Below are 24,351 nucleotides of genomic sequence, written 5' to 3'. Positions count from 1 at the left end.
CCGCTCCCCGCGCAGAGCGAGTATTTCCCTGTTAATTACGGTTCCCCCAACCTAATAAAAATACAGAGGGATTCTGGCAATGCGCGATTACTTGTCTTCCACGTCACAGTTCAATTATCAGCACACCGTCGATGCCGCGCTCACAGGGTCGTTGAGCGCGCTCAATGCCTGCGTCGAGTGTTGCGACCGGCATGCCTTGCCGGGGCGCATCGCGCTGTTCTGGGAAGGCCGCGACGGCGCCAGCGCGACCTACACCTTCAGCGACTTGCAGGACAAAGCCGCGCGGTTTGCCAATTTCCTGCTGACCCAGGGCGTGAAGAAGGGCGATAAAGTCGCCGGCCTCTTGCCACGCAACATCGAATTACTGATCACCGTGTTCGCCACCTGGCGCATCGGCGCGGTCTATCAGCCGCTGTTTACCGCCTTCGGCCCGAAAGCCATTGAACATCGCCTCAACAGTTCCGGCGCCAAAGTGGTGGTGACGGATGCGGTTAATCGCCCGAAACTGGCTGAAGTGGCCGACTGCCCGACCATCGTCACTGTTGGCGGTCCCAAGGGCCAGGGCATCGTGCGTGGCGACTTCAGTTTCTGGGCCGAACTGGCCAATTATTCCTCCGAGTGTGAACCGGTATTGCTGACTGGCGAAGACCCGTTCCTGCTGATGTTCACCTCGGGCACCACCGGCCCATCGAAAGCGCTATCGGTACCGCTCAAGGCGATCGTCGCGTTCCAGAGTTACACCCGCGACGCGGTGGATTTGCGCCCTGAAGACGCATTCTGGAACGTCGCCGATCCGGGCTGGGCCTATGGCATCTATTTCGGCGTCACCGGGCCGATGGCGATGGGGCACCCGATCACCTTTTACGATGGCCCGTTCACCCTCGAAAGCACCTGCCGGGTGATCAACAAATACGGGATCACCAACCTCACCGGTTCGCCGACCGCGTACCGTTTGCTGATTGCCGGTGGCGACGAGTTTGCCCGTTCGATCAAGGGCAAGCTACGCATTGTCAGCAGCGCCGGCGAGCCGCTGAACCCGGAAGTGATCCGCTGGTTCGCCGATAACCTCGGCGTGGTGATCCACGACCATTACGGCCAGACCGAACTGGGCATGGTTTTGTGCAATCACCACGGTCTCGAACATCCGGTACACGTCGGCGCTGCCGGCTTCGCTTCGCCGGGCCACCGCATCGTGGTGCTCGACGACGAATACAAAGAACTGGGCGTCGGCCAGCCAGGCATTCTGGCCATTGACCGCACCCAGTCGCCGATGTGCTGGTTCGGTGGTTACGAAGGCGCGCCGACCAAGGCCTTCGTCGGCAACTATTACCTGAGCGGCGACACCGTGGAGTGGAACCCGGACGGCAGCATCAGCTTCGTCGGTCGCAGCGACGACGTGATCACCACCTCCGGCTACCGCGTCGGCCCGTTTGATGTAGAAAGCGCACTGATCGAACACCCGGCAGTGGTCGAAGCCGCCGTCATCGGCAAACCCGATCCGGAGCGCACCGAACTGGTGAAAGCCTTCGTTGTGCTCAGCCCGCAATACCGCGCCGAGCCTGCGCTGGCCGAAGAGCTGCGCCAACACGTGCGCAAGCGTCTGGCGGCGCATGCGTACCCCCGTGAAATTGAATTTGTCAGCGAATTGCCGAAAACCCCAAGCGGCAAATTGCAGCGCTTTATCTTGCGCAACCAGGAAATCGCCAAGGCTCAAGAGGCCGCCGCGAAGAACGTTTCAGCTTGAATCCAAGGAAACAATGATGCAGATCGAAAACAAGGTTTTTCTCGTCACCGGCGGTGCCTCCGGCCTCGGTGCCGCCACTGCTGAAATGCTGGTGGCCGCTGGCGCCAAAGTGATGCTGGTGGACATGAACGCCGAAGCCGTCGCGGCGCAGGCTGCACGTCTGGGCGCGCAAAGCGTGGTCGCCGACATCAGCAATGAAGCTGCGGCCGAAGCGGCGGTGCAGGCGACGGTCAAAGCGTTTGGTGGCCTCAATGGTCTGGTCAATTGCGCCGGTATCGTCCGTGGCGAAAAGATCCTCGGCAAGAACGGCCCTCATGCACTGGACAGTTTCAGCCAGGTGATCAACGTCAACCTGATCGGCAGTTTCAACATGTTGCGCCTGGCGGCGGCAGCGATTGCCGAAACCGAAGCCAACGAAGATGGCGAGCGCGGCGTGATCATCAACACCGCCTCGGTTGCGGCCTTCGACGGCCAGATCGGTCAGGCCGCGTATTCGGCGTCGAAAGGCGCGATTGCCAGCCTGACCTTGCCCGCCGCCCGTGAACTGGCGCGCTTCGGCATCCGCGTGATGACCATCGCCCCGGGCATTTTCGAAACGCCGATGATGGCCGGCATGACCCCGGAAGTACGTGATTCGCTGGCCGCTGGCGTGCCGTTTCCACCGCGCCTGGGCAAGCCGAGTGAGTACGCCGCGCTGGTCAGGCATATCATAGAAAACAGCATGCTCAACGGCGAGGTGATCCGTCTCGACGGTGCCTTGCGCATGGCCGCCAAATAAGGAGTATTTGTCATGACACTGTCCAACGATCCGATTGTTATTGTCAGCGCCGTCCGCACCCCGATGGGCGGTTTCCAGGGCGAACTGAAAAGCCTGACCGCGCCACAGCTGGGCGCCGCGGCGATTCGTGCTGCCGTCGAACGCGCCGGTGTCGCTCCTGAATCTGTAGAAGAAGTGCTGTTCGGCTGCGTACTCTCCGCCGGCCTCGGCCAGGCCCCGGCGCGGCAAGCGGCACTGGGCGCCGGGCTGGATAAATCGACCCGATGCACGACGCTGAACAAAATGTGTGGTTCGGGCATGGAAGCCACGATTCTGGCCCACGACATGCTGATCGCCGGCAGTGCCGATGTGGTGGTCGCCGGGGGCATGGAAAGCATGTCCAACGCGCCGTACCTGCTGGACCGCGCCCGCAGCGGTTACCGCATGGGCCATGGCCGGGTGCTCGATCACATGTTCCTCGATGGCCTGGAAGACGCCTACGACAAGGGCCGCCTGATGGGCACCTTTGCCGAGGATTGCGCCGAAACCAACGGTTTTACCCGCGAATCTCAGGACGCCTTTGCCATCGCTTCGACCACCCGCGCCCAACAGGCGATCAAGGACGGCAGTTTCAACGCCGAGATCGTGCCTCTCACCGTGACCGTCGGCAAAGAGCAGGTACTGATCAGCCACGACGAACAACCGCCGAAAGCCAAACTGGACAAGATCGCCTCGCTGAAACCGGCGTTCCGCGACGGCGGCACCGTGACGGCGGCGAACTCCAGCTCAATCTCCGACGGCGCGGCGGCGCTGGTGCTGATGCGCCGCTCCGAAGCAGAGAAACAAGGCCTGAAACCGTTGGCGGTGATTCATGGTCACGCTGCATTTGCCGACACGCCGGGGCTGTTCCCGGTGGCACCGGTGGGCGCAATCAAGAAGCTGATGAAGAAAACTGGCTGGTCCCTGGACGAAGTTGAGTTGTTTGAAGTCAACGAAGCCTTTGCGGTGGTCAGTCTGGTGACCATGACCAAACTGGAAATCCCCCACGAGAAGATCAACGTTCACGGCGGCGCCTGCGCCTTGGGTCACCCGATCGGTGCGTCCGGCGCACGGATCCTCGTGACCTTGCTCTCGGCCTTGCGCCAGAAAGGCCTGAAACGCGGTGTTGCAGCGATCTGCATCGGCGGCGGCGAAGCCACGGCCATGGCTGTGGAATGCCTGTACTGAGGCTGACACTAATCCCTGTGGGATCGGGCTTGCGTTTCAACTTGGATTTAAGGACTTGGCATGATTCCCAATGACGAACAACTTCAGATCAGCGACGCGGCCCGGCAGTTTGCCCAGGAACGGCTGAAACCGTTCGCCGCCGAATGGGACCGCGAACATCGCTTCCCCAAGGAAGCCATTGGCGAGATGGCCGACCTGGGTTTCTTCGGCATGCTCGTGCCGGAGCAGTGGGGCGGTTGCGACACCGGCTACCTGGCCTACGCCATGGCGCTGGAAGAAATCGCTGCGGGCGACGGCGCCTGCTCGACCATCATGAGCGTGCACAACTCGGTGGGTTGCGTGCCGATCCTCAAGTTCGGCAATGACGACCAGAAAGAACGCTTCCTCAAGCCACTTGCCAGCGGCACGATGCTCGGTGCGTTTGCTCTGACCGAACCACAAGCCGGCTCCGATGCCAGCAGCTTGAAAACACGTGCCCGGTTGGATGGCGATCACTACGTGCTCAACGGCTGCAAGCAGTTCATCACCTCCGGGCAAAACGCCGGAGTGGTGATCGTGTTTGCGGTGACCGACCCGAGTGCCGGCAAGCGGGGGATCACGGCGCTAATCGTGCCGACCGATTCGCCGGGCTATAAAGTCGCGCGGGTCGAAGACAAACTCGGTCAGCACGCCTCTGACACCTGCCAGATCCTCTTCGAGGATGTGAAAGTCCCGGTGGCCAATCGACTGGGCGAGGAGGGCGAAGGCTACAAGATCGCCCTGGCCAACCTCGAAGGCGGCCGTGTCGGCATCGCCTCGCAATCGGTGGGCATGGCCCGCGCCGCGTTCGAAGCGGCCCGCGACTATGCTCGTGAACGCGAGAGCTTCGGCAAGCCGATCATCGAACACCAGGCGGTAGCCTTCCGGCTGGCGGACATGGCAACCCAGATCGCCGTCGCCCGGCAGATGGTGCATTACGCGGCGGCCTTGCGCGACAGCGGCAAACCGGCGCTGGTGGAAGCGTCCATGGCCAAGCTGTTCGCGTCGGAAATGGCCGAGAAGGTCTGCTCCTCGGCGTTGCAAACCCTCGGCGGTTACGGTTACCTGAACGACTTCCCGCTGGAGCGGATCTACCGCGACGTGCGGGTGTGCCAGATCTACGAAGGCACCAGCGACATTCAGCGCATGGTCATTTCGCGCAATCTTTGAGAAGGAGTCCCCTCTGTGAGCAATAAAGAGCTGAACTACGAAACGATTTTGCTGGAAACCCACGGCCGCGTCGGCCTGATCACCTTGAATCGTCCGCAAGCGCTGAACGCGTTGAATGCACAGATCGTCAGCGAACTGAACCACGCCCTTGATGGCCTGGAAGCCGATTCGAACATCGGTTGCATCGTGTTGACCGGCTCGAAAAAAGCCTTCGCCGCCGGTGCCGACATCAAGGAAATGGCCGAGCTGACTTACCCGCAGATCTACCTCGACGACCTGTTCAGCGACAGCGATCGCGTGGCCAACCGCCGCAAGCCTATCATTGCCGCAGTCAACGGTTTCGCCTTGGGCGGTGGTTGTGAACTGGCACTGATGTGCGACTTCATTCTGGCCGGCGACAACGCAAAATTCGGCCAACCGGAAATCAACCTCGGCGTGCTGCCGGGCATGGGCGGCACCCAGCGCCTTACCCGCGCGGTGGGCAAGGCCAAGGCCATGGAAATGTGCCTGAGCGGGCGTTTGATCGATGCGGTGGAAGCGGAGCGTTGCGGCATTGTTGCGCGCATCGTGCCAGCGGATGAGCTATTGGAAGAAGCGCTGAAAGTCGCGGCGCTGATTGCCAAGAAGTCGCTGCCGATTGCGATGATGGTCAAGGAAAGCGTCAATCGCGCCTTTGAAGTCAGCCTGTCGGAAGGCGTGCGCTTTGAGCGTCGGGTGTTCCATGCGGCGTTTGCCACGCAGGATCAGAAGGAAGGGATGGCGGCGTTTATTGCCAAGCGTGAGGCCGAGTTCCAGGGTAAGTAACCGCACCGATCATTCCCACGCTCTGCGTGGGAATGCCGCCCGGGACGCTCCGCGTCCCTTCGCAAACGTGACGCAGAGCGTCACAGGATGCATTCCCACGCGGAGCGTGGGAACGATCATTTAGACCAGGTAATGCTTCAACTCCCGGGCAATCACCATCCGCTGTATCTCACTCGACCCTTCATAAATCTGCGTGATCCGCGCATCCCGGTAGTAACGCTCCACCGGGTAATCCTCCAGATACCCATACCCGCCATGAATCTGGATCGCCGACGAGCAGACCTTTTCCGCGATCTCCGAAGCAAACAGCTTGGCCTGTGAAGCCTCCGACAGACACGGCTTGCCAGCACTGCGCAACCTTGCGGCGTGCAGGATCAGCAAACGCGCGGCGTTCAGTCGGGTGTGCATGTCGGCCAGCATATTGGCGATGCTCTGGTGCTCGATGATCGGCTTGTCGAACTGTACCCGATCCCGCGCATAGGCCAGCGCCGCTTCGAACGCCGCACGGGCGATGCCCAGGGCTTGCGCGGCGATGCCGATGCGTCCGCCTTCGAGGTTGGAGAGGGCGATGGCCAGGCCTTTGCCGCGTTCGCCCAGCAGATTGGCTTCAGGCACCGTGCAATTATTCAGGGTGACCGCGCAGGTATCGGAAGCGCGGATGCCCATCTTGTGTTCACTGCGGTCGACGATGAACCCCGCGGTTTCGGTCGGCACCAGGAACGCCGAGATGCCGCGCTTGCCCAGCTCCGGATCGGTCACCGCGAAAACGATCGCCAGTTTTGCCCGTTTGCCGTTGCTGACGAATTGCTTGGCGCCATTGATTACCCACTGGCCGTCGCGCAGTTCGGCGCGGGTGCGCAGGTTGTGGGCTTCGGAACCGGCCTGGGGTTCGGTGAGGCAAAAGCAGCCGATGGCCTGGCCGCTGGCGAGGTCCGGCAACCATTGCTGTTTCTGTTCTTCGGTGCCGTAGTTGAGCACCGGCCCGCAGCCCACGGAATTGTGGATGCTCATCAGCGCACCGGTGGCGCCGTCACCGGCGGAAATCTCTTCCACCGCCAAGGCGTAGGCCACGTAGTCGACATAAGTGCCGCCCCATTCCTCGGGCACCACCATGCCCAGCAGACCCAGTTCACCCATCTTCGCCACCAGACCGTCATCGATCCAGCCGGCCTTTTCCCAGGCTTGTGCGTGGGGCGCGATTTCGCCGCGGGCAAAATCCCGGGCCATGTCGCGGATCATCACTTGTTCTTCGCTCAATTCGATATCGTGCATGGCTCAGCTCCCGCTCTGGTCGAACCCGGTGAAAAAACTCGCCACGTGCTCGGCGTCCAGCGCCTGCAGAGTTGGCGGATTCCAGCGCGGGTTCTTGTCTTTGTCGATCAACAAGGCGCGCACGCCTTCGATCAGGTCGCCGCGTTCGAACCACTGGCGATCCAGGTGCAGTTCGAGGGCGAAGCACTGTTCCAGGCTCAGGTGCCGACCGCGTCGCAGCATTTCCAGGGTCACGCCCATGGCCAGCGGTGAACGGCTTTCCAGCAGGTCGGCGGTGGCCGTCGCCCACTCGTGGCTGTCGGCGACGGTCACTTCACGCAGTTGTTCCACCATACTCGGCACATCGGGCAGGGCGAAGAAGTGATCGATGGCCGGCCGCAACGCTGCCAGGGGCGCTACCGGCAGTTGCTGCACGGCGAGTTTCGCCAGCACGCCTTGCAGGTCCTTGAGCGGCGTGTCGTGCCATTGGAGGTGATCGAGTTGCTCGTCCAGCGTGCTCAGGTTGGCGCTGTCCAGATACCAGTCGGCCAGGCCGCAATAGAGTGCATCGGCGGCGCGAATCTGCACACCAGTGACGCCGAGATAAATGCCCAGCTCACCGGGAGTGCGCGGCAGGAAGTGGCTGCCACCAACGTCTGGGAAATAACCGATAGCCACTTCCGGCATCGCCAGACGGCTGCGTTCGGTGACCACCCGCAAATCGGCGCCTTGCACCAGCCCCATGCCACCGCCCAGCACAAAGCCGTCCATCAAGGCCAGGACCGGTTTGCGATAGTGATGGATGGCGAGGTCAAGGGCGTACTCCTCGACGAAGAAGTCTTCGTGCAGGGTGTCGCCGCTTTTGAAACTGTCGTACAGCGAGCGGATATCGCCGCCGGCACAGAACGCTTTCTCACCAGCGCCGCGCAATACCACTGCGTGCACCTGCGGATCCTGTGCCCAGGCATCGAGCTGCTGTTGCAGGCTGCGGACCATGTCCAGGGTAATGGCGTTGAGGCCGGCGGGGCGATTGAGGGTCAGGTGACCAATGTGATTGCGAACCTCGGCCAACACTTCGTTTTGCGTGGCATCCATGGGCTGTGTTGTCGGGGATGAAACCTGAGCAGTCATCACTAACTCCCTGCTTTTATTGTTCTTTATAGAGAAGCTCGCGCGCGAGCGATGCTGGATCGTATCAGTGCAAATTTGTGATGTACAAGCGGGATACGTGCAGGTGCTGTTTGCATTTTTACCTTAGGGCAATATCAAAAGATCGCAACCTTTGGCTGCGCCCCAAGGTACAAAGGAGCTGCCGCAGCCAGCGATCTTTAGATCTTCAACCCTTGCTGGAAAATACATCCCCGATGCTACGGCGCCTGGCATGCAATTCACTGGCATGGATCAGTTGTTCGAGGTCTTCGGGGGTGATGTCGTAGAAGGCCTCCATGTCGGCGAGGGCCAGTTTCAGATCCGCGGCAGTGATCGCCTGGCTGTCAGGGGCGGGCATCATCGGCGCCGGTTCAGCGGGACGTTTTGGGTAACGAATGCGCGTCAGGTTGTTGTACGCCAGTGCGCTGAGCAGCATCGTCGAGGCACTGAGCATCACCGGGCCGAGGGCTTTCCACTCCAGGGCGATGGTCGCCGGGTCTGCCACCACCATAAGCAACGCCAAGGCACCGGCCGGTGGGTGCAGGCAACGCAACCAGCACATCAGAATCAGTGCCATGCCCGCCGCAAGGCACGCGCTGCCGAGGGTGCGTCCGAGTACGTGAGCGACCAGCAGTGAGACCACTCCCGCGCAGAGGTAACCGCCAAGAATCGACCACGGCTGGGCAAGCGCGCCCGAGGACACGGCGAACAACAGCACCGCCGAGGCGCCCAGCGGGCCGATCAGATGCAGCGCCACGTCGATGCCGAACACCTTGCCGCAGAGCCAGACGCTGAACATCGTCCCCAAGGCCATGCCGATAGCGGCGCGGCTCCATTCTGAAGGACGGGTATTGATGGCGGCAGGTAACCAGCGAGCAAACATGAGGCAAACAGTCCGTATAAAAATCGAGGCAAAAAAAAGGCTTAGCTGGGATACCCAGAAAGCCCTTGAAAGAGTTCCAACTATTGGGGGAGGAACGGCGCACAGTGTGCCGATCAATCCTGATGCTGACAAATTCATATTAATGCAGTTTCAGTGCATTATTTTTGCAGTATCGCCACCCGCCGACCGCTCATGAAACAGAGAGAACCGCCCATTGCCGTCAACGCACTCAGGGCATAGAACATGGTGGGCGCGGGCGTGTGCAACAGCAGATAGCCACAGATCACCGGGCTCAGCGCACCGCCGAGGGCTGCGAGGTTCTGCGCGCCGTAGTAGCTGCCGCGCAGTTCTTCCGGGGCCAGGGTGTCGACGAAGAGGAATTCGGCCGGGTAAATGATCATTTCGCCGAGGGTGAAAATGAACATCGCCACGCACCAACTCACCAGGCTGTCAGCCAGACTGAAACCGATCAACCCGAGGATGAACAGGCCGGTGCCACCGGCAATCCAGTAACGCAGTTGTTCGCGCTTGAGGAACCGGCCGATCTGGTATTGCAGCAGGATCACGCTGATGGCATTGCAGGCGAGCAGGGCGGCCATGGTTTCCAGGGCTCGTTTGGTGTCTTGGGTGACCAGCAGGTATTGCGACAGGTACAGGGTAAAGCGCCCGTGCACCACGGTGCTGAGCAGGCAGCCGCAGGTGAACATGATCAGCGTGCGGTCGTTCTTCAGGGTGATCAGGGTTCTGAGGAAACTCTGGGGCTGGCCGATGGCGGGTGTCTGGGCCGGGTCTTTGGGAATCCCGCTCATCAGGAAAATACTGAAGAATGCGATGCCGCCGGCGATCAGGAACGGCGCAATCGGATACACGCCGGCAATCACCACGCCGAGCATGGGGCCGGTGGCGTAGCCGATATTGGTCAGCGTGTAGCGCAGCGAAAAGGCCTTGGCGCGCTGGCCCACGGGCAGGTTTTCGCTGAGGATCGCCTTGGACCCGATCAGGAACAGCGCCGAGGCGGTTTCGGTGATCACCAGGGTGGCGGTGGTCAGGTAGAGGTTTTCGGCGAAGGTCAGCAGCACGAAACCGATGGCACTGGAGAGCATGGCCAGGATCAGCAGCCGACGCTTTTCGAGGCGGTCGATGATGTAACCGCCGTAAAGGGCGAGCAGGGTGGCGATGAACACCGCGATGCCCAGCAACAGGCCGACGTCCTGTTGGTTGAGGCCGAGTTTGTTGCTCAGAAACAGGGTGAGCAATGGGCTGGTAATGGCGCGGCTGACGACGATGGTCAGCGAAACGATCATCAAGCGGCGAATAACGAGGGAGTAAGTAGCCACGGTGGGGCAAATGTCCTTATTCAGATTCTGTAGTGTTCGACACCAGACCGAGTTGCTGCCAATCGCGGGCAAGCCCGCTCCCACAGGATTTAGGTGATCCCTGTGGGAGCGGGCTTGCCCGCGAAGAGGCCGGATCAGACAACGCCATACTCAAGCCAGCCACCGCTCAAGCACCCGAACCGACTCCAATTCTTCCAGCCGCCACAACTGCGCAAGCAACTCTTCCGTCTGCCGCCGCGGCATCACCCGCCCAGCCAGGCTGAAAAACTTCTCCTCCAGCGCCCCATCACTCAGTGGGTTCCCCGGCGCACCCAACGGCACTTCAACACACAGGCTCGCTTGCCTACCGTCCACGGTCTGCAGGCTGACGACAGGCTCGCCATCTTCCGACAGTAGCGGGTCCACTTGAAGGCAAATGCGCGACATCCAGTAAGCAATCCGCGGGTGGTGGCGCTGTTCATCGTCGTAGGCTTCCAGCCTGCAATGCCCGTGGACCAGACGGGCGGCGAGGGCATAGCGCAGGCTCATTTGCGCCGCTGGCAGGCTATTGATGTCCTGGCCGCCACACATGTCCTGAAGGAATCCGCACAACGAAACCTGAACGCTTTCGACCTGATCCGCGCTGACCTGTAACTGATCCAGCAACAGGCCCAATGCATCGATCGCCGAATGCGTCCCTCGGCACGCCGCGTAGGGCTTGATCGAGCAGCGGGCGAGTTTCCATACCCGGCCCAGTTCGGCATCCAACGCCTCGGGCACGGCGGTATCCGCCGCGAGGGTCTTGAGAAAACCGCCCCAGACATCATCGAACAGCTTTGTCGGCCCGGTGATCCCTTGTTGAGCAAACCGCGCCGCCAACAATCCACCTTCGGCGGCCCGACCGCTGTGGAGTTTTTTGCTTTGCGAGCCGTCATGGATGAAGGCCCAGAGCCCGCCGCTGAAGCTGCCGGCGATGCCCAGCGCCGCCAGGGTTTGCTGTGTATCCAGCCGCAGAATCCGCGCACTGGCCGCTGCCGCACCAAACACCCCGCACGTCGCCGTGGAGTGCCAACCGGCGCCGTTGTGCGCCGAATAACTGCCGCAGGCTTCGAGTACCCGACGGCCGATTTCGTAGCCGATCACTACAGCGGTGATCAACTCGCGGCCATTTATCGGTGTTTCAGAAATCGATAGCTCAGACATCGACACAGCAGCCATCACCGCCGGCAGCACCACCGCGCCGGAGTGGTCGCAGCCGCCGGTGTCGTCCAGCTCCAGGGCATGCGCGGCGATGCCGTTGAGCATGGCGGCCTGCGCTGCGCCGACTCGCTGATCGGTGCCCCAGACCAACGTGCTGCCGGCTTCACCCTCGAAAACCTGACGCGCCTGTCTGGCCACATCACTGCCAGCCCCGGCCAGGGTTACGCCGAAGGTATCGAGGATGTGTCGCCTGGCTTGCGCCACCAATGCGGGTGGTAAATCTTCGAAGCGAGTCTCCACACAAAACTGCGCCAACCGCTCCATTCGCATGACTCCATCGTAGGCGCTACCGAAGGCTGCGATCTCTTGATCTTTCATACCCCGTAATCCCGATAATGACGTTCGTACACCGCCGCCGGGTGATCCTCGGTCACGGGCGCTGCCGACTCGGCCCACCAATGAGCGACTTCGGCACCAGTTGCGATCCATACATCGTCGTGCTGTTGAATGCCTTGCAGCAATTCGCGCAACACGCCGATCCGCCCAGGCGTGGCGATGATCTCCGGGTGCAGCCGCAGCACGTAACACAGCCCGAACCGGTAAAACCCGGCGAAGTCCATTTGCAGGTTGCCCAGGGTGTGGCTGTAAGAGGCGATGCGCGATTGCGCCGGTGGCACCGCCGGGCTGAGGTTGAAGGCGAAGTAGGGTTCGTCTTCCAGTTCGTAGTGCAATGGCAGCTCAATCACTTCGGGCGCCGTTGGGTGAGCGAAGGGCAAATCATCGCCGCGCCATGACGAGTCCCAGCGGATGCCATGATCGCGCAACGCCTCGATGAAACCTGGCGCACCATTGCCGGCGGGGATGCGAAAGCCTGTCGGACGCTGACCGGTCAGCGCGCTCAAGGCCGCGCAACCTTTTGCGACCTCGGCACTTTGCTCGGCTAGCGTCAGGTTGTCGTAGTTTTGATGGCGATACCCGGCACAGGCAATCTCATGCCCGCCGGCCTGGATCGCCCGGACGTGCTGCGGGTTTTCCTCGGCGACGATGCCGGGGATGCACCAACTGCTGGAAACCCCCAGTTCTTCGAACAAACCGAGCAAACGCTCGACACCGCGTTGGGTGCCGTAGCGCCACACCGATAAAGTCTTGTCGCGCCCGGCGACTTCCGGGGCCTGGGTGAGGATGCCGTGAACGTCGTTGTAATCGACGGTCAGCACCACGGCGCAGCGGTAGCCGTTGGGCCAGACAGTGGAATCAGCCATGGTGATGCTCCTTCAGCCACCAATGGGCGACGTCGCGGCAGGTGGCGAACCAGACGTCATCGCGCTGGCGCATGTGTTCGAAGAGTTTTTCCAGGAGCAGGATGCGCCCCGGTTTGCCGGTGATCTTGGGGTGGAACAGGGTGGTCAGGCACAGCCCTTCATCCATGGCGCCGTCGAATTCGCGGCACCAGTTGTCGAGGGTCAGCGCGTAGCTGGCGGTGCGGTCCAGTCCCGAGGGAAAGTCCGGCGCGCGGGTGTAGGCGAGGGAGGCGTAGTCGTCCATTTCCCAACGACCGGGGATTTCCACCAGCGGCGTATCGAAGCCCGGCACGCTGACCAGGTACGGCCGGTCATCACCGCGCATGCTGCTGGAATAAGTCACGCCGGCTTCCACCAGCATGGCCGGCGTTTCGGCCCGCCAGTCACCGGACGGGGTGCGGAAGCCTTCGGCGCGGATGTTCAGGTGTTTCCAGAACACCTCACGGGATTTGTTCATTACGGCCTTTTGCTGATCCAGCGTCAGGGCGTAAAAGGATTCGTGTTTGTAGCCGTGGTACGCCACTTCATGTCCGCGCTCGACAATCGCCTGGCACTGTTTCGGCCAGTTCTCCACGACCCAGGCCGGGACGAAAAATGTCGTCGGGATCTGGTACTCATCCAGCACGTCGAGAATCCGCGGCAACGCCCGATAGGGGCCGTAACCACCGAAACCAAAGTACTCGGGCTTGCGCCAGATCGAGCCGTTGAGCATGGCATCGCCGGTGGGACCATCGAGGTCGAAGGCCAGGGCGAGGCAGGCTGCGTGCTGATTGGGCCAGGTGGGTTGTGGTGAGGAGGACATCGTGTGGCGCTCCGGAATTTATAATTGAAACACCCGTAGCAGCTGCCGAGCCTGCGAGGCTGCGTTCGGCTGCGAAGCAGTCGTAAAATCAGGCGCCCGGGTGTGCCTGACACACCGTGAACGCAGGATTTGCGAGGACTTCGTCCTCGAACGCAGCCTCGCAGGCTCGGCAGCTGCTACGAATCGTGTTACTTGCCGGCGTTAATGGTTACCGTCTTGATCGCGCCCAGTTCCAGGTCCCACTTCTTCAAGATCGCCTGGTAGCTGCCGTCATCGACCATGCTCTGCATCGCCACTTTCACCGCTTCGCTAAGCTCAGGCTTTTTCTTGCTCACGCCCAACCCGGTGAACTGCTTGGAAATCGGCAGGCCCACGGTTTTGTACATGTCCTTTTCCTGGGTCTTGAGGTACGGCAGGGTTTCGCTGCCTTGCATGGCTGCGTCGATACGGCTTTGGCGCAATTGCGCGCGGGCGTCGGCCGAGCCTTCGGTGCCGATCACGTTGATCGCAGGCTTGCCGGCAGCTTCACAGTTGGCCTTGCTCCACTCGGCGATTTCCGCCGGAAAGGTCGTACGTCGGCTGGTACCGACTTTCTTGCCACACAGGTCGATGATCTCGTTGGTGTCCTTGTTTTTCTGCAAGGTGTAGAACTGCGGACCGCTGGTGAAGTAGTCGACGAAGGTCACACTGGCCTGGCGCTCGGCGGTGTCGGTCATGCCCGACATCACCATGTCCACGCGGTCGGTGGTCAGCGCATTGATCATTTGCTCGAAGCCGGTTTCCTGCCATTTGATCTTCACGCCCAGCCGCTCGGCCAGGGCGTTGCCCAGGTCAACGTCGAGACCGGTGAGGGTGTTGGTGGCCGGGTCCTTGAAATCCATCGGCGGGTAGTTCGGCATGATTGCCACAACGACCTCGCCTTTGTCCTTGATGCTGGCCGGTAACTCGGCAGCCCAAGTGAAACTGGAAGCCATAACGCCTGCGAGTACTGCTGGAATAACGAAGTTCTTCATGGTCGTTCTCTTATGAGTGTTGTGAGGTCCGCTCTTGGTTTTCGAGCCAGGGCCTAGGTTCGAACGGCAGAAATGAAGCTTTGGGTGCGTGGATTTTGTGGACTTATTAGTATTTCTTCGGGGCTTCCAGCCTCCACGATCTGTCCTTCGTCCATGAACACCATGCGGTTGGAAACCTCGCGAGCGAAGCCCAGTTCATGGGTGACGACGATCATGGTCATGCCGGTCTGCGCCAGATCGCGCATCACCGACAGCACCTCACCGACCAGTTCCGGGTCGAGTGCCGAAGTGGGTTCATCGAACAGCATCAGCTTGGGTCGCATGGCCAACGCGCGGGCAATCGCCACCCGTTGTTGCTGACCGCCCGACAGTTCGATCGGGTAGCTGTTGCGCTTGTCGGCCAGGCCGACGCGAGCGAGCAATTCCAAGGCTTCTTCGTGCGCTTCCTTGGGCGAACGCTTGAGCACCTGGCATGGCCCTTCGATGATGTTTTGCAGCACAGTCATGTGCGGGAACAGGTTGAAGCGCTGGAACACCATGCCGGTGGCCAGGCGCTGACGGGCGATCTGCGACTCGTTGAGTTCGTGCAGTTTGTTGCCGACGATCCGGTAACCCACCAGTTCGCCGTCGACCCACAGGCCGCCCTTGTCGATTTTTTCCAGCTGATTGACGCAGCGCAGCAGGGTACTTTTGCCGGAGCCGGACGGGCCGATGATGCACAGCACTTCGCCTTGCTCGACCTCGATGTTGATGTCCTTGAGCGCGTGGAAATGGTCGTAATACTTGTTCAGGCTCACGGCCTTGACGATGCTTCTCATGTTGAACTCCTCAAGAACGCTTGCCGGCGCCGCGAGCGAAACGACGCTCCAGACGGCTTTGACCAAAGGACAGGACGGTGACGGTGGCCAGGTACCAGATACCGGCGACGATCAGCAGCTCCATCACGCGGGCGTTGGCGTAGTAGATGTTCTGGGCGTTGTAGAGCAGTTCGGAGTACTGGATGACGCTCGCCAGCGAGGTCATTTTCACCATGCCGATGAACTCGTTACCCACCGGCGGAATGATGATCCGCATGGCCTGGGGCAGTATGATCCGGCGCAGGGCTTGCAGTCGCGGCATGCCGATCGACTTGGCGGCTTCGTACTGCCCGGTATCCACCGACAGCAGGCCGGCGCGCACCACTTCGGCGGTGTAGGCGCCCTGGTTGATGCTCAAGCCGAGGAGGGCGGCCACGAACGGCGTCATCAGGCTCACCGTGTCCATTTCGAACAGGCCGGGGATGCCGATGGTGGGGAAAATCAGCGCCAGGTTGAACCACAGCAGCAGCTGCAGAATCAGCGGCGTGCCGCGAAACAGCCACGTGTAGGTCAGCGCCACATAGCGCAGGATCGGGTTGGCCGACATGCGCATGATCGCCGTGATCACCCCGAATACGATGCCCAGCGCCATCGCCAGCACCGCCATGACGATGGTGTTGAGCAGGCCCCACATAATGGCCTGAGAGGTGAGGAACTGGCCGATGTACGACCATTCGATCTTGCCTTCGGCGAAGGCGCGCACCAGGCCGACAATCGCAATCACGATCACCGTGGCGAAGAAAATCCGCCCGTAGTAACGCCGTGGCACATGCTGGTACTGGGTGATATCGAACTGGTTTTCCGCCAGTTTGCGCTCCGCCTGGAGTCGTTCTGCCTGAGTCTGGCTCATGTTGTTTCTCCGTACGCCGCCCTCGATTCAGGCGGCGTGTATGGTTTATTCGTTGCAGCACAATCCCTGTGGGATCGGGCTTGCCCGCGATGGCGGTGGGTCATTCAGCATTGATGTCGACTGATACGGCCTCTTCGCGGGCAAGCCCGCTCCCACAGGTTTGGTGGCGTTGATTCAGAGACGGAAACCCTGATAGTTCTCGGTCCATTGTTGCTGCGCGGCAAGGGCGGTTTTCAACCGGCCGATCTGCTCGCGCACCTGTTGCGGCGCGGTGCCGCCCCAGCCGCTGCGGGCAGCGATGGCGGCTTCGAGGGTCAGGCTGTCGCGCACCTCTGGCGTCAGACGTGAATCGATCTCGGCCAACAGCGCCGGGGACGCTTCCCACAATTCGATGTCATGTTTCTCGCAGGCCTGGACCAATGCGCCGGTGATTTCATGAGCTTCCTTGAACGGCACACCGCGCACCGCCAGCCAGTCGGCCACTTCGGTGGCGAGGGTGAAGCCCAGCGGTGCCTGACGGCGCAGTTCTTCGACGTTGACCTTCATGGTCGCAACCATTCCGGCCATGGCCGGCAACACCAGCAGCAGGGTGTCGACGCTGTCGAGCACGCCATTTTTGTCTTCGCTGAGGTCGCGGTTGTAGGACAGCGGCAGGGACTTGAGCGTCGACAGCAGACCAGTCAGGTTACCGATCAAGCGGCCAGCCTTGCCCCGGGCCAGTTCGGCGATGTCCGGGTTTTTCTTCTGCGGCATGATCGAGCTGCCGGTGGCGTAGGCATCGTCCAGTGCGACCCAGCGAAATTGGCGCGACGACCACAGGCAGAATTCTTCAGCGAGACGGGAAATGTTGATCCCGAGCATGCTGGCGATAAACAGGAACTCGGCGACGTGATCGCGGCTGGCCACGGCGTCGATGGAGTTTTCGCACACACCGCTGTAGCCCATTTCCTTGGCCGACTGCTGCGGCAGGCGAGCAATCGCAGAACCGGCCATCGCCGCGGCACCGAGTGGCGACAGCGAGGTGCGCACGTCCCAATCCACCAGGCGCTGCACGTCACGCAACATCGATTGGGCGTGGGCCAGCAAGTGATGAGCGAAAACGATCGGTTGCGCCTGTTGCAAGTGAGTGAAGCCCGGGCAGATGCTCTCGATGTGTTGCTCGGCCTGATCCACCAGTGCTTGTTGCAAGGCCAGCACTTCGACGGCCAGGGTGCGCACGTGATCACGCAGGAACAGCCGCAGGTCATTGGCGGTCTGGTCGTTGCGCGAGCGGCCGGCGCGCAGCTTGCCGCCCAGTGCGCCGAGGCGTTCGGTCAGCAGGCGCTCGATGAAGGTGTGGACGTCTTCGTCGTCCAGCGTCGGCGCGATGCTGCCGGCACGGAAGTCATCACCGATACGCTCCAGAGCGTCGAGCATGGTCTGGGTTTCCTGCTCGCTCAACAGCCCTGCGCGCTGCAATTCCCTGGCATGCGCCCTGGAGCCAGCGAGGTCGTACGGGGTGAGGCGAAAGTAGCGCTCGGGGCAACGGGACAGGGCCGCCAGGGCTTCGGACGGGCCGCTCTTAAAGCGGGCACCCCAGAGGCGGTCGGTGGTTTGAGACATTGTTGTTTTCCTCGTCGGTAAAGCGAACTGAAATCGGTGTGCCAGGCCCTGAACACTTGCCTCGGTTGAATAGATTCAACGGGGCGTAGTTAGGCCAAAGCAGTTTCCAAGAGGGCAGTTGAATCGTCGCGAGAGCTGATCGAAGTGTCAGCTTTTAATAGTTCGAAATCAGTGAGTTGGCACTGATCTGTGGGATTTATTAACGGTTGCCAAGCCTTGTTTTCTGTGTTCATTATTATTGGCCAGCTATGTTTTTGTTGTTGGGCACAGATTGTTGAATAGGGCGCCAGAGGTAAATAAGCATTATGGAAACCCCACTTTCCAATTCCGGAAACCCGCCGCCAAAAACGGTACATCGGGCGCCGCTGGCCCTCAGCGGCCTGGACTTCAAACTGCTCAAAGTATTCAAGGCCGTGGTCGAGGCCGGCGGTTTCAGCGCAGCGCAGAATGAGCTGAATGTGGGCTTGGCGGCCATCAGCAAACAGATCTCGGACCTTGAGATTCGCATCGGCATGCGCCTGTGTACCCGAGGGCGGGAAGGCTTTCACCTGACCGAAGAAGGGCGTCTGGTGTACCAGGCGTCAATCGATTTATTTGCTTCGGTCGATAACTTTCGTGATCGGCTTAGTTCGGCGCAGAACGAACTTATTGGCGATCTTGGGGTGGGTGTTATTGACAATACGATCACGGACACTAATTCGCCGTTAGTTACGGCGCTGAGAAAAATAAATGAAGAGTCGCCGAAAGTAAGATTTCAACTTCAGGCGTCTCAGTTAGATGAGGTAGAAAGAGGCGTAGTCGAAGGACGGTTAGTGGCCGGAATCGTGCCGGTTTATCAGAAAAGAGAAGAGTTCGATTACTTCCCGCTTTATGAAGAGCACTCGTACGTGTATTGCGCCGTCGGCCATCCGCTGTTCTCGGTGCCGGAAGCAGACATGGGCGGGAACGTGCTGCAGGATTACGAGTGCATCAACCACCGCTACGCGATCCATCGGGACAAACTGAATTTTGCCCGCTACGACAGCTTTTCCGCCTCGGCGACTCAAGTGGAAGCCGTGGCGCTGCTGGTCAAGACCGGCCGTTTTGTGGGTTTTCTACCCGAGCATTACGCGGCAACACTGGTGGCTCAGGGGCAGTTTCGAGCGGTGCGTCCGGACCTGATCAACATCGTCACGCCGTTCAATCTGATCCTGCGTCACAACACCGTGCGCAGTCCGTTGGTGAAGGCGTTTGCCCAAGCGCTAGGGGTGGATTTGAAGGCGCCGGTTTGAGGCTAACGCAGCTTCAAGCGCATCGCGCACCGTCGTTCCCCAGGCAGACCGTGGTTGATTTCGTTGTTCAACACCGTCCTTAAACGCGAGCCTATTTCGGCCGGGCTCAATGTTTCAAAGTCGAGTTTGCGATAAAACGGTTCATTCCAGGGCAAGTCGCGGAACGTGGTCAAAGTCAGACCGTCGAGTTTCCGTTTGCGTGCGTGTTCGAGTGCCGTTAACAGCAACTTACGGCCAGCGCCCTGGCCCTGAAACTGTTGGCTGACGGACAGTTCCTCAATATGCAGTTCCCTGTCGACTTCAATGGCGCTGAGAAACCCCATAAGTTCACCGTCGGCCGATTGCGCCACCCAAACCTGCTCGTTCTCAATTGCCATTTGATGGTGTTCGGTATCGGCTACCGCAGCGTCGGCGAGCCAGGCCAATGAAGGGTCGCAGCGAAACAGCGCAGCCGCCGAACGCTCGATGGCGGGGAGGGCGGAGGCGTCGGCAGATTGGGCACGGCGTACAGTGAAATTCATACGGGCCACTGTAGCAGCTGCCGAGCCTGCGAGGCTGCGTTCGGCTGCGCAGCAGTCGTGAAATCAGGCACGGTGGTGTTTCAGATGAATCGGGGTTTGAGGGTTTGCGACGACTTCGTCGCCGAACGCAGCCTCGCAGGCTCGGCAGCTGCTGCAAGGGATTGACGTGCAGCGGATAAGCGAGCCCATAGTTACCCAGCGAACGGGTGAAGTAATACAGCGAACCGCTGACCCCCTCGCTGCCATCCATGCGCCCGAGGAACTGCATGCGCACCACATCTTGCATGAAAGCCGGCCCGCCGCTGGTTTCGGCCAGCCATAGCAGCACACCGACACACATCGCCAACAACACGGTCGCCAGCAAGCCGAAACCGATCGCCGCTTGCTGGTAAACCCCGGCAATGAACAACATCAGCGCCAGCAGCCCAACTCCCAGGGACTGCCGACTAATGCCGGGCGATACCGTGTTCACGCCACGACCGAGGCCGCTGGCCATTGCTGATGGGGAATCGGCAGGTTGCGCGATTCGCCACGGCCCATCGGGAAGTACAGGAAGCCGCTGCGGGCCAGGCGTTCGGCATCGTACAGGTTGCGCCCGTCGAAGATCACCGGTGCGTTGAGCCGTTGCTGGATCAAGTTGAAGTCCGGCGCCTTGAACTGCTGCCATTCGGTGCAGATGATCAGTGCGTCGGCCCCGGCGAGCACCGATTCCGGCGTGCCCATGAGCATCAGCTTCGATTCGTCGGGGTAAAGGTGTTGGGTTTCCTGCATGGCTTCCGGGTCGAACGCCCGCACATTAGCCCCGGCAGCCCAAAGCGATTCCAGCACCACCCGACTCGGCGCGTCGCGCATATCATCGGTGTTGGGCTTGAAGGCCAGGCCCCACACGGCGAAGGTCTTGCCGCGCAAATCGCCCTGGTAGAAGGCGTTGATGCGCTCGAACAGTTTGTGTTTCTGCCGCTGGTTGATGGCTTCAACCGCTTGCAGCAGATCGCTGGAGCAGTGGGCCTGTTCGGCACTGTGAATCAGCGCACGCATGTCCTTGGGGAAACACGAACCGCCGTAACCGCACCCGGGATAGATGAAGTGATACCCGATGCGCGAATCGGCACCGATGCCCAGTCGCACCGATTCGATGTCGGCGCCCAGGTGCTCGGCCAGTTCGGCGATCTGGTTGATGAAGCTGATCTTGGTCGCCAGCATGCAGTTGGCGGCGTATTTGGTCAGCTCGGCGCTGCGCAGGTCCATGAACATGATGCGGTCATGGTTGCGGTTGAAAGGGGCGTAGAGGTCGCGCATCACGTCGCGCACGTCGTCGCGTTCACAGCCGATGATAATGCGGTCCGGGCGCCGGCAATCGGCCACGGCCGAACCTTCCTTTAGAAACTCGGGGTTGGAGACAATATCGAACTGCAACAGCCGACCGACCTTGAGCAGGCACTTTTCAATATGGGCGCGCAGGGTATCGCCCGTGCCCACCGGCACCGTGGATTTCTCCACCAGAATCACCGGTTGTTCACGGTGACGCGCCACCGCTTCACCCACCGACAGCACGTAGCGCAGGTCCGCCGAACCATCGTCCCGGGACGGCGTGCCCACGGCAATGAACAGCACCTGGCCATGCTGCACCGCAAACTTTTCGTCCGTGGTGAACTGCAACCGTTTGGCTTCCAGGCTTTCGCGCACCAGGCTGGCCAGCCCTGGTTCGAAAATGCTCACGTGGCCTTGTTGCAGCAACTCGACTTTCTTCTCGTCAATGTCCATGCACACCACGTCGTGGCCGACTTCAGCCAGGACGGCGGCTTGCACCAGGCCAACGTAACCGCTGCCAAATACACTGATTTTCATGGAGCTCTCCTGATAGGGGGCGCGTGAACAGGTCCGGAGTTGATGGTGATGACACCGAGGATGACCAGCGCCACCCCCAGGGTTTTCGAAAAGCTGAAGGTTTCATTGAACAGCGGCAGGCTGGCGGCCAACACATACACCAGCGCGTAGCTGATGCTCAGCAGCGAATAGGCCCGACCCAGGGGCAAATCCCGCAGGGCGGCGAGCCAGGTGAACATCGACACGGCATAGGCGAGGATGGCGGCGAGCACGACGGCCACGGCAAATACATCGACGCTGCCGTTGCTCAAGGCGGGTATCAATTGTTCGGGATGGGGCAAGCGGGTCATGCTCCAGCGCATGCCCAACTGCGCGGCGCTACCCAGCAGCACGCTGCCCAGGGCGAAGGCGAGTCCGCGACGCAGGCTCATGCGTGTTGCCCCAGCAGCGCCACGCCAGCGATCACCAGCGCCACGCCCAGCCAGTGACGGCGGTCGACGGGTTCGTGAAAGACGAAGCGGGCGACCAGTGTGATCAATACGAAGTTCAGGCTGAGCATGGGATAGGCGACGCCGACTTCGAGGCGCTGCAACACCAGCAGCCAGACCAGCAAGCCCACTCCCAGAGAAGCGAGCGCCAGCCACAGCCACGGCGAACGCAGTTTCTCGCCCCAGCCCGACGCCTTGCCGCGCCAACTTTCCACGGCGTACTTCTGGGCGATCTGGCCCAGGCAGGTCAGCAGGCAGGCAGCCAATACGAGCAGCAGGCTCATGACGCCCCCTGAGGAGAAATCAGAATCACCAGGTTGCCTTGTTCATAACGTTTGCCATCCTTGGGCAGTCGTTCGATTTCTTGCAGCTCGCCATCGCCCTTGACCTGCATCCACGGTTGCACCTTGTCCAGGTCGACTCGCTGCTTCACCGAATCAGGATAGAGAGGCCATATTTCAATTCGCCTATCGTGCTGTACGACCAGCGTGTTGCCGATGGTCTCGCTCATCTCCACCGTTGGTATCCAGTCAAGCAGACGTTTGGCATTGGCGATGCTCGGTTTGCGATAATCCTGACGTAGCTGTGCCGACCTGATCTCCGGGCGAACGAAGCCCTTCAGCGAATTCGCCGAAAGTATCGTGTTTACAAAGGCTTAGCCGATAAGCCAAGAAGCCATCAATTGACTTTCCCGGCCATGATCGGCAGCGTGACGGCCCCTCGGGCTCGTCGAATGCAGGGAAGGTGTAGATTCATTGTTTAGTTGTTGTGTTGAACTTTATTCATTTTCAAGGCCGTTTCATTGATTGACTTAGTTGCTACTGAACCCAGCATTTCCAAAGCCAACCCGTTGACCCTGTATCTGGCGCGTCTGGCGCCGTCCAGCCAGTTGACCATGCGTTATGTGTTGCAGGACGCCGCCGACCGTCTGGACTTCGAAGACATGAACATCGACGAGATTCCCTGGCATCAACTGCAGCCCGAGGATGTCGTTGCACTGGTGGCGACCTTGCGCGAAGACGGTTACGCGCCGAACACCTCGTCGCTGTACGTTAACGCGGTGCGCGGGGTGATGAACGAAGCGTGGCGCATGAGCCTGATCAGTCAGGAACACCTGCTGAAAATGCGCTCGGTCAAAGGCATTGCCGGCACGCGACTGTCCCAGGGGCGCAATCTCAAGCGCACCTTGATTCGCGACTTGATGGAGGTCTGCGCCGCCGATCCACGGCCACAAGGGCTACGGGACGCGGCAATCATCGGGATTCTGTACGGTTCGGGGATGCGCAAATCGGAATCGGTGAATCTGGACCTGGCCCAAGTGGATTTCACTGAGCGCAGCCTGTGCGTCACCGCCAAGGGCAACAAACAGCTGATCAAGTACGCGCCAGCCTGGGCCTTCGCCAAACTGGATGCGTGGCTGGAGTTGCGGCGTTCGCAGTTAAAGGAGGGCGAAACGGATGATCCATTCCTGTTCAACCGCATCCGCCGTGGCAGCCACATTACCCGCGAGCGCATTACCAAGCATGCGATCTACTACATTGCCCGGCAACGCGGCGCACAGGTCGGGGTGAAAATCATGCCGCACGATTTCCGGCGGTCATTCATCACCCGAGTGATTGAAGAGCACGACCTGTCGATCGCGCAGAAACTGGCCCACCACAGCAACATCCAGACCACGGCCAATTACGACGTGCGCGACGACAATGAACGCCGTCGGGCGGTTGACCGCTTTGATTTGTGAACCGTCAGGACGCCGAAGGACACCCTTTTTGCGCGCTGATCGCCTGATTGATCAGCGCGGCTAACCGCTTCACATTGTTCTGATGGGCCACCACCAGATCATCGATGCTCACGCCGGAAGGGGTCTGCAAGGTGCTGCGACAGGTGATCAGTGCGGTATCGCCGGCGCCGAGACTGCGCAGGCGCCATTTGACGTCGATCAAGGCGTATTGACCGGGAATCGAATCAAAGCGCTGCACGTCCAGGCGCAACGACACTCTGCGTTGCAGGTTGCCGTTGACCAGTTGATCGACCAGGGCGCTGCGCAACTCGTCCACCAGGCTCGCCGCCCACCATTCGGTTTCGAGGATCGCCACGCCACTGTTGCCCTGGCGAATGACAATCTGCGGACGGTCGACCTGGGGCGGCACCGTGATGCCCTCGATCTGGATCTCCGCGCCGCTGCTGCTTGCTCCACTCAATTGGGCAGGGGTCAGGGTGTGAAACTGAATCGGGTCGCTGCGACAAGCGGTGAGCAGTAACAGTGCAGTGACCAGAGAGATCTTCAGTGGGATAGCCAT

Annotated in this window: 23 protein-coding genes and 2 pseudogenes; 7 read left to right on the top strand and 18 right to left on the bottom strand. The window is 60.7% G+C overall.

What is annotated here, in order from left to right; all coding sequences use genetic code 11:
- The first annotated feature begins 79 nt into the window (after nt 1-79).
- From PSH97_RS14455 to PSH97_RS14435, 5 genes are read left to right on the top strand one after another with little or no spacing between them, the layout of a single operon-like run.
- On the top strand, nt 80-1,744 hold the full coding sequence (locus PSH97_RS14455) for an AMP-binding protein (RefSeq protein ID WP_305445425.1): 1,665 nt from the start codon (nt 80-82) through the stop codon (nt 1,742-1,744).
- Nucleotides 1,745-1,760: 16 nt separating this feature from the next.
- Nucleotides 1,761-2,522 (top strand): SDR family NAD(P)-dependent oxidoreductase, encoded by a 762-nt coding sequence (locus PSH97_RS14450; RefSeq protein WP_305449801.1) that lies wholly within the window; start codon nt 1,761-1,763, stop codon nt 2,520-2,522.
- A 12-nt stretch (nt 2,523-2,534) separates the two neighbouring features.
- Nucleotides 2,535-3,728 (top strand): acetyl-CoA C-acyltransferase, encoded by a 1,194-nt coding sequence (locus tag PSH97_RS14445; protein WP_305445423.1) that lies wholly within the window; start codon nt 2,535-2,537, stop codon nt 3,726-3,728.
- Between the two features lie 60 nt (nt 3,729-3,788).
- A complete protein-coding gene (locus tag PSH97_RS14440; protein ID WP_223484244.1) occupies nt 3,789-4,916 on the top strand; it encodes an acyl-CoA dehydrogenase in 1,128 nt (375 codons plus the stop codon).
- Between the two features lie 30 nt (nt 4,917-4,946).
- Nucleotides 4,947-5,720, top strand: coding sequence for an enoyl-CoA hydratase (locus PSH97_RS14435; RefSeq protein WP_218394809.1), 774 nt, complete (start codon nt 4,947-4,949; stop codon nt 5,718-5,720).
- Between the two features lie 120 nt (nt 5,721-5,840).
- Here the strand turns inward: PSH97_RS14435 and PSH97_RS14430 are convergent, their stop codons facing one another.
- The 11 genes from PSH97_RS14430 to argH form a co-directional block, all read right to left on the bottom strand.
- Nucleotides 5,841-6,992 carry an acyl-CoA dehydrogenase family protein gene (locus PSH97_RS14430; RefSeq protein WP_305445420.1) on the bottom strand — a complete coding sequence of 384 codons (1,152 nt, stop codon included), beginning with the start codon at nt 6,990-6,992 and terminating at the stop codon, nt 5,841-5,843.
- A gap of 3 nt (nt 6,993-6,995) precedes the next feature.
- Nucleotides 6,996-8,102, bottom strand: coding sequence for an enoyl-CoA hydratase/isomerase family protein (locus PSH97_RS14425; protein ID WP_305445418.1), 1,107 nt, complete (start codon nt 8,100-8,102; stop codon nt 6,996-6,998).
- Between the two features lie 205 nt (nt 8,103-8,307).
- A complete protein-coding gene (locus PSH97_RS14420; RefSeq protein WP_305445417.1) occupies nt 8,308-9,003 on the bottom strand; it encodes an HPP family protein in 696 nt (231 codons plus the stop codon).
- A gap of 158 nt (nt 9,004-9,161) precedes the next feature.
- A complete protein-coding gene (locus PSH97_RS14415) occupies nt 9,162-10,340 on the bottom strand; it encodes an MFS transporter (RefSeq protein WP_305445415.1) in 1,179 nt (392 codons plus the stop codon).
- Nucleotides 10,341-10,490: 150 nt separating this feature from the next.
- A complete protein-coding gene (locus PSH97_RS14410; protein WP_305445414.1) occupies nt 10,491-11,897 on the bottom strand; it encodes an MmgE/PrpD family protein in 1,407 nt (468 codons plus the stop codon).
- Nucleotides 11,894-12,781, bottom strand: coding sequence for a polysaccharide deacetylase family protein (locus tag PSH97_RS14405; RefSeq protein WP_305445412.1), 888 nt, complete (start codon nt 12,779-12,781; stop codon nt 11,894-11,896). Before PSH97_RS14405 ends, PSH97_RS14410 begins: the two co-directional genes overlap by 4 nt.
- On the bottom strand, nt 12,774-13,622 hold the full coding sequence (locus tag PSH97_RS14400; RefSeq protein WP_305445410.1) for a polysaccharide deacetylase family protein: 849 nt from the start codon (nt 13,620-13,622) through the stop codon (nt 12,774-12,776). Before PSH97_RS14400 ends, PSH97_RS14405 begins: the two co-directional genes overlap by 8 nt.
- A gap of 188 nt (nt 13,623-13,810) precedes the next feature.
- Nucleotides 13,811-14,635, bottom strand: coding sequence for an ABC transporter substrate-binding protein (locus tag PSH97_RS14395; protein WP_305445409.1), 825 nt, complete (start codon nt 14,633-14,635; stop codon nt 13,811-13,813).
- A gap of 53 nt (nt 14,636-14,688) precedes the next feature.
- The gene (locus PSH97_RS14390; RefSeq protein WP_007900205.1) at nt 14,689-15,453 is read right to left on the bottom strand and encodes an amino acid ABC transporter ATP-binding protein; all 765 of its coding nucleotides are present in this window, start codon (nt 15,451-15,453) and stop codon (nt 14,689-14,691) included.
- A gap of 10 nt (nt 15,454-15,463) precedes the next feature.
- Nucleotides 15,464-16,342 (bottom strand): amino acid ABC transporter permease, encoded by an 879-nt coding sequence (locus tag PSH97_RS14385; RefSeq protein ID WP_052966338.1) that lies wholly within the window; start codon nt 16,340-16,342, stop codon nt 15,464-15,466.
- Between the two features lie 174 nt (nt 16,343-16,516).
- Nucleotides 16,517-17,944, bottom strand: a complete 1,428-nt coding sequence (gene argH, locus PSH97_RS14380) for an argininosuccinate lyase (protein ID WP_305445406.1) — start codon at nt 17,942-17,944, stop codon at nt 16,517-16,519.
- A gap of 305 nt (nt 17,945-18,249) precedes the next feature.
- Here argH and PSH97_RS14375 point away from each other — a divergent pair, with 305 nt between their 5' ends.
- Nucleotides 18,250-19,215 (top strand): LysR family transcriptional regulator, encoded by a 966-nt coding sequence (locus PSH97_RS14375; protein ID WP_305445404.1) that lies wholly within the window; start codon nt 18,250-18,252, stop codon nt 19,213-19,215.
- A gap of 2 nt (nt 19,216-19,217) precedes the next feature.
- Here the strand turns inward: PSH97_RS14375 and PSH97_RS14370 are convergent, their stop codons facing one another.
- From PSH97_RS14370 to PSH97_RS14345, 6 genes and pseudogenes are all read right to left on the bottom strand, one after another.
- A complete protein-coding gene (locus PSH97_RS14370) occupies nt 19,218-19,736 on the bottom strand; it encodes a GNAT family N-acetyltransferase (protein WP_305445402.1) in 519 nt (172 codons plus the stop codon).
- 133 nt (nt 19,737-19,869) lie between these two features.
- A pseudogene (locus tag PSH97_RS14365) lies at nt 19,870-20,109 on the bottom strand (glycosyltransferase); the annotation flags it as partial.
- Between the two features lie 95 nt (nt 20,110-20,204).
- A complete protein-coding gene (locus PSH97_RS14360) occupies nt 20,205-21,584 on the bottom strand; it encodes a UDP-glucose dehydrogenase family protein (RefSeq protein ID WP_305445400.1) in 1,380 nt (459 codons plus the stop codon).
- Entirely contained in the window at nt 21,581-21,994 is a 414-nt protein-coding gene (gene arnF / locus PSH97_RS14355; protein WP_305445398.1) for a 4-amino-4-deoxy-L-arabinose-phosphoundecaprenol flippase subunit ArnF, read from the bottom strand. The genes PSH97_RS14360 and arnF overlap by 4 nt, the downstream gene beginning before the upstream one ends.
- On the bottom strand, nt 21,991-22,335 hold the full coding sequence (gene arnE, locus PSH97_RS14350; protein WP_305445396.1) for a 4-amino-4-deoxy-L-arabinose-phosphoundecaprenol flippase subunit ArnE: 345 nt from the start codon (nt 22,333-22,335) through the stop codon (nt 21,991-21,993). Before arnE ends, arnF begins: the two co-directional genes overlap by 4 nt.
- Nucleotides 22,332-22,531: pseudogene (locus PSH97_RS14345) on the bottom strand (lipid IV(A) 4-amino-4-deoxy-L-arabinosyltransferase); the annotation flags it as partial. The pseudogene PSH97_RS14345 and the gene arnE, both read right to left, overlap by 4 nt.
- Before the next feature lie 415 nt (nt 22,532-22,946).
- Between PSH97_RS14345 and PSH97_RS14340 the strand changes: the two are divergent.
- Nucleotides 22,947-23,792: a site-specific integrase gene (locus PSH97_RS14340; protein WP_305449800.1), complete on the top strand. Its 846-nt coding sequence runs from the start codon at nt 22,947-22,949 to the stop codon at nt 23,790-23,792.
- Between the two features lie 4 nt (nt 23,793-23,796).
- On the opposite strand, the gene PSH97_RS14335 is transcribed toward PSH97_RS14340, so the two are convergent.
- On the bottom strand, nt 23,797-24,351 hold the full coding sequence (locus PSH97_RS14335) for a PqiC family protein (protein WP_305445394.1): 555 nt from the start codon (nt 24,349-24,351) through the stop codon (nt 23,797-23,799).

Source organism: Pseudomonas cucumis, assembly GCF_030687935.1.
GTDB lineage: Bacteria > Pseudomonadota > Gammaproteobacteria > Pseudomonadales > Pseudomonadaceae > Aquipseudomonas > Aquipseudomonas cucumis.
Note: the sequence above shows the minus strand (reverse complement) of the source record. Positions and strands in the feature narration are given on the sequence as shown.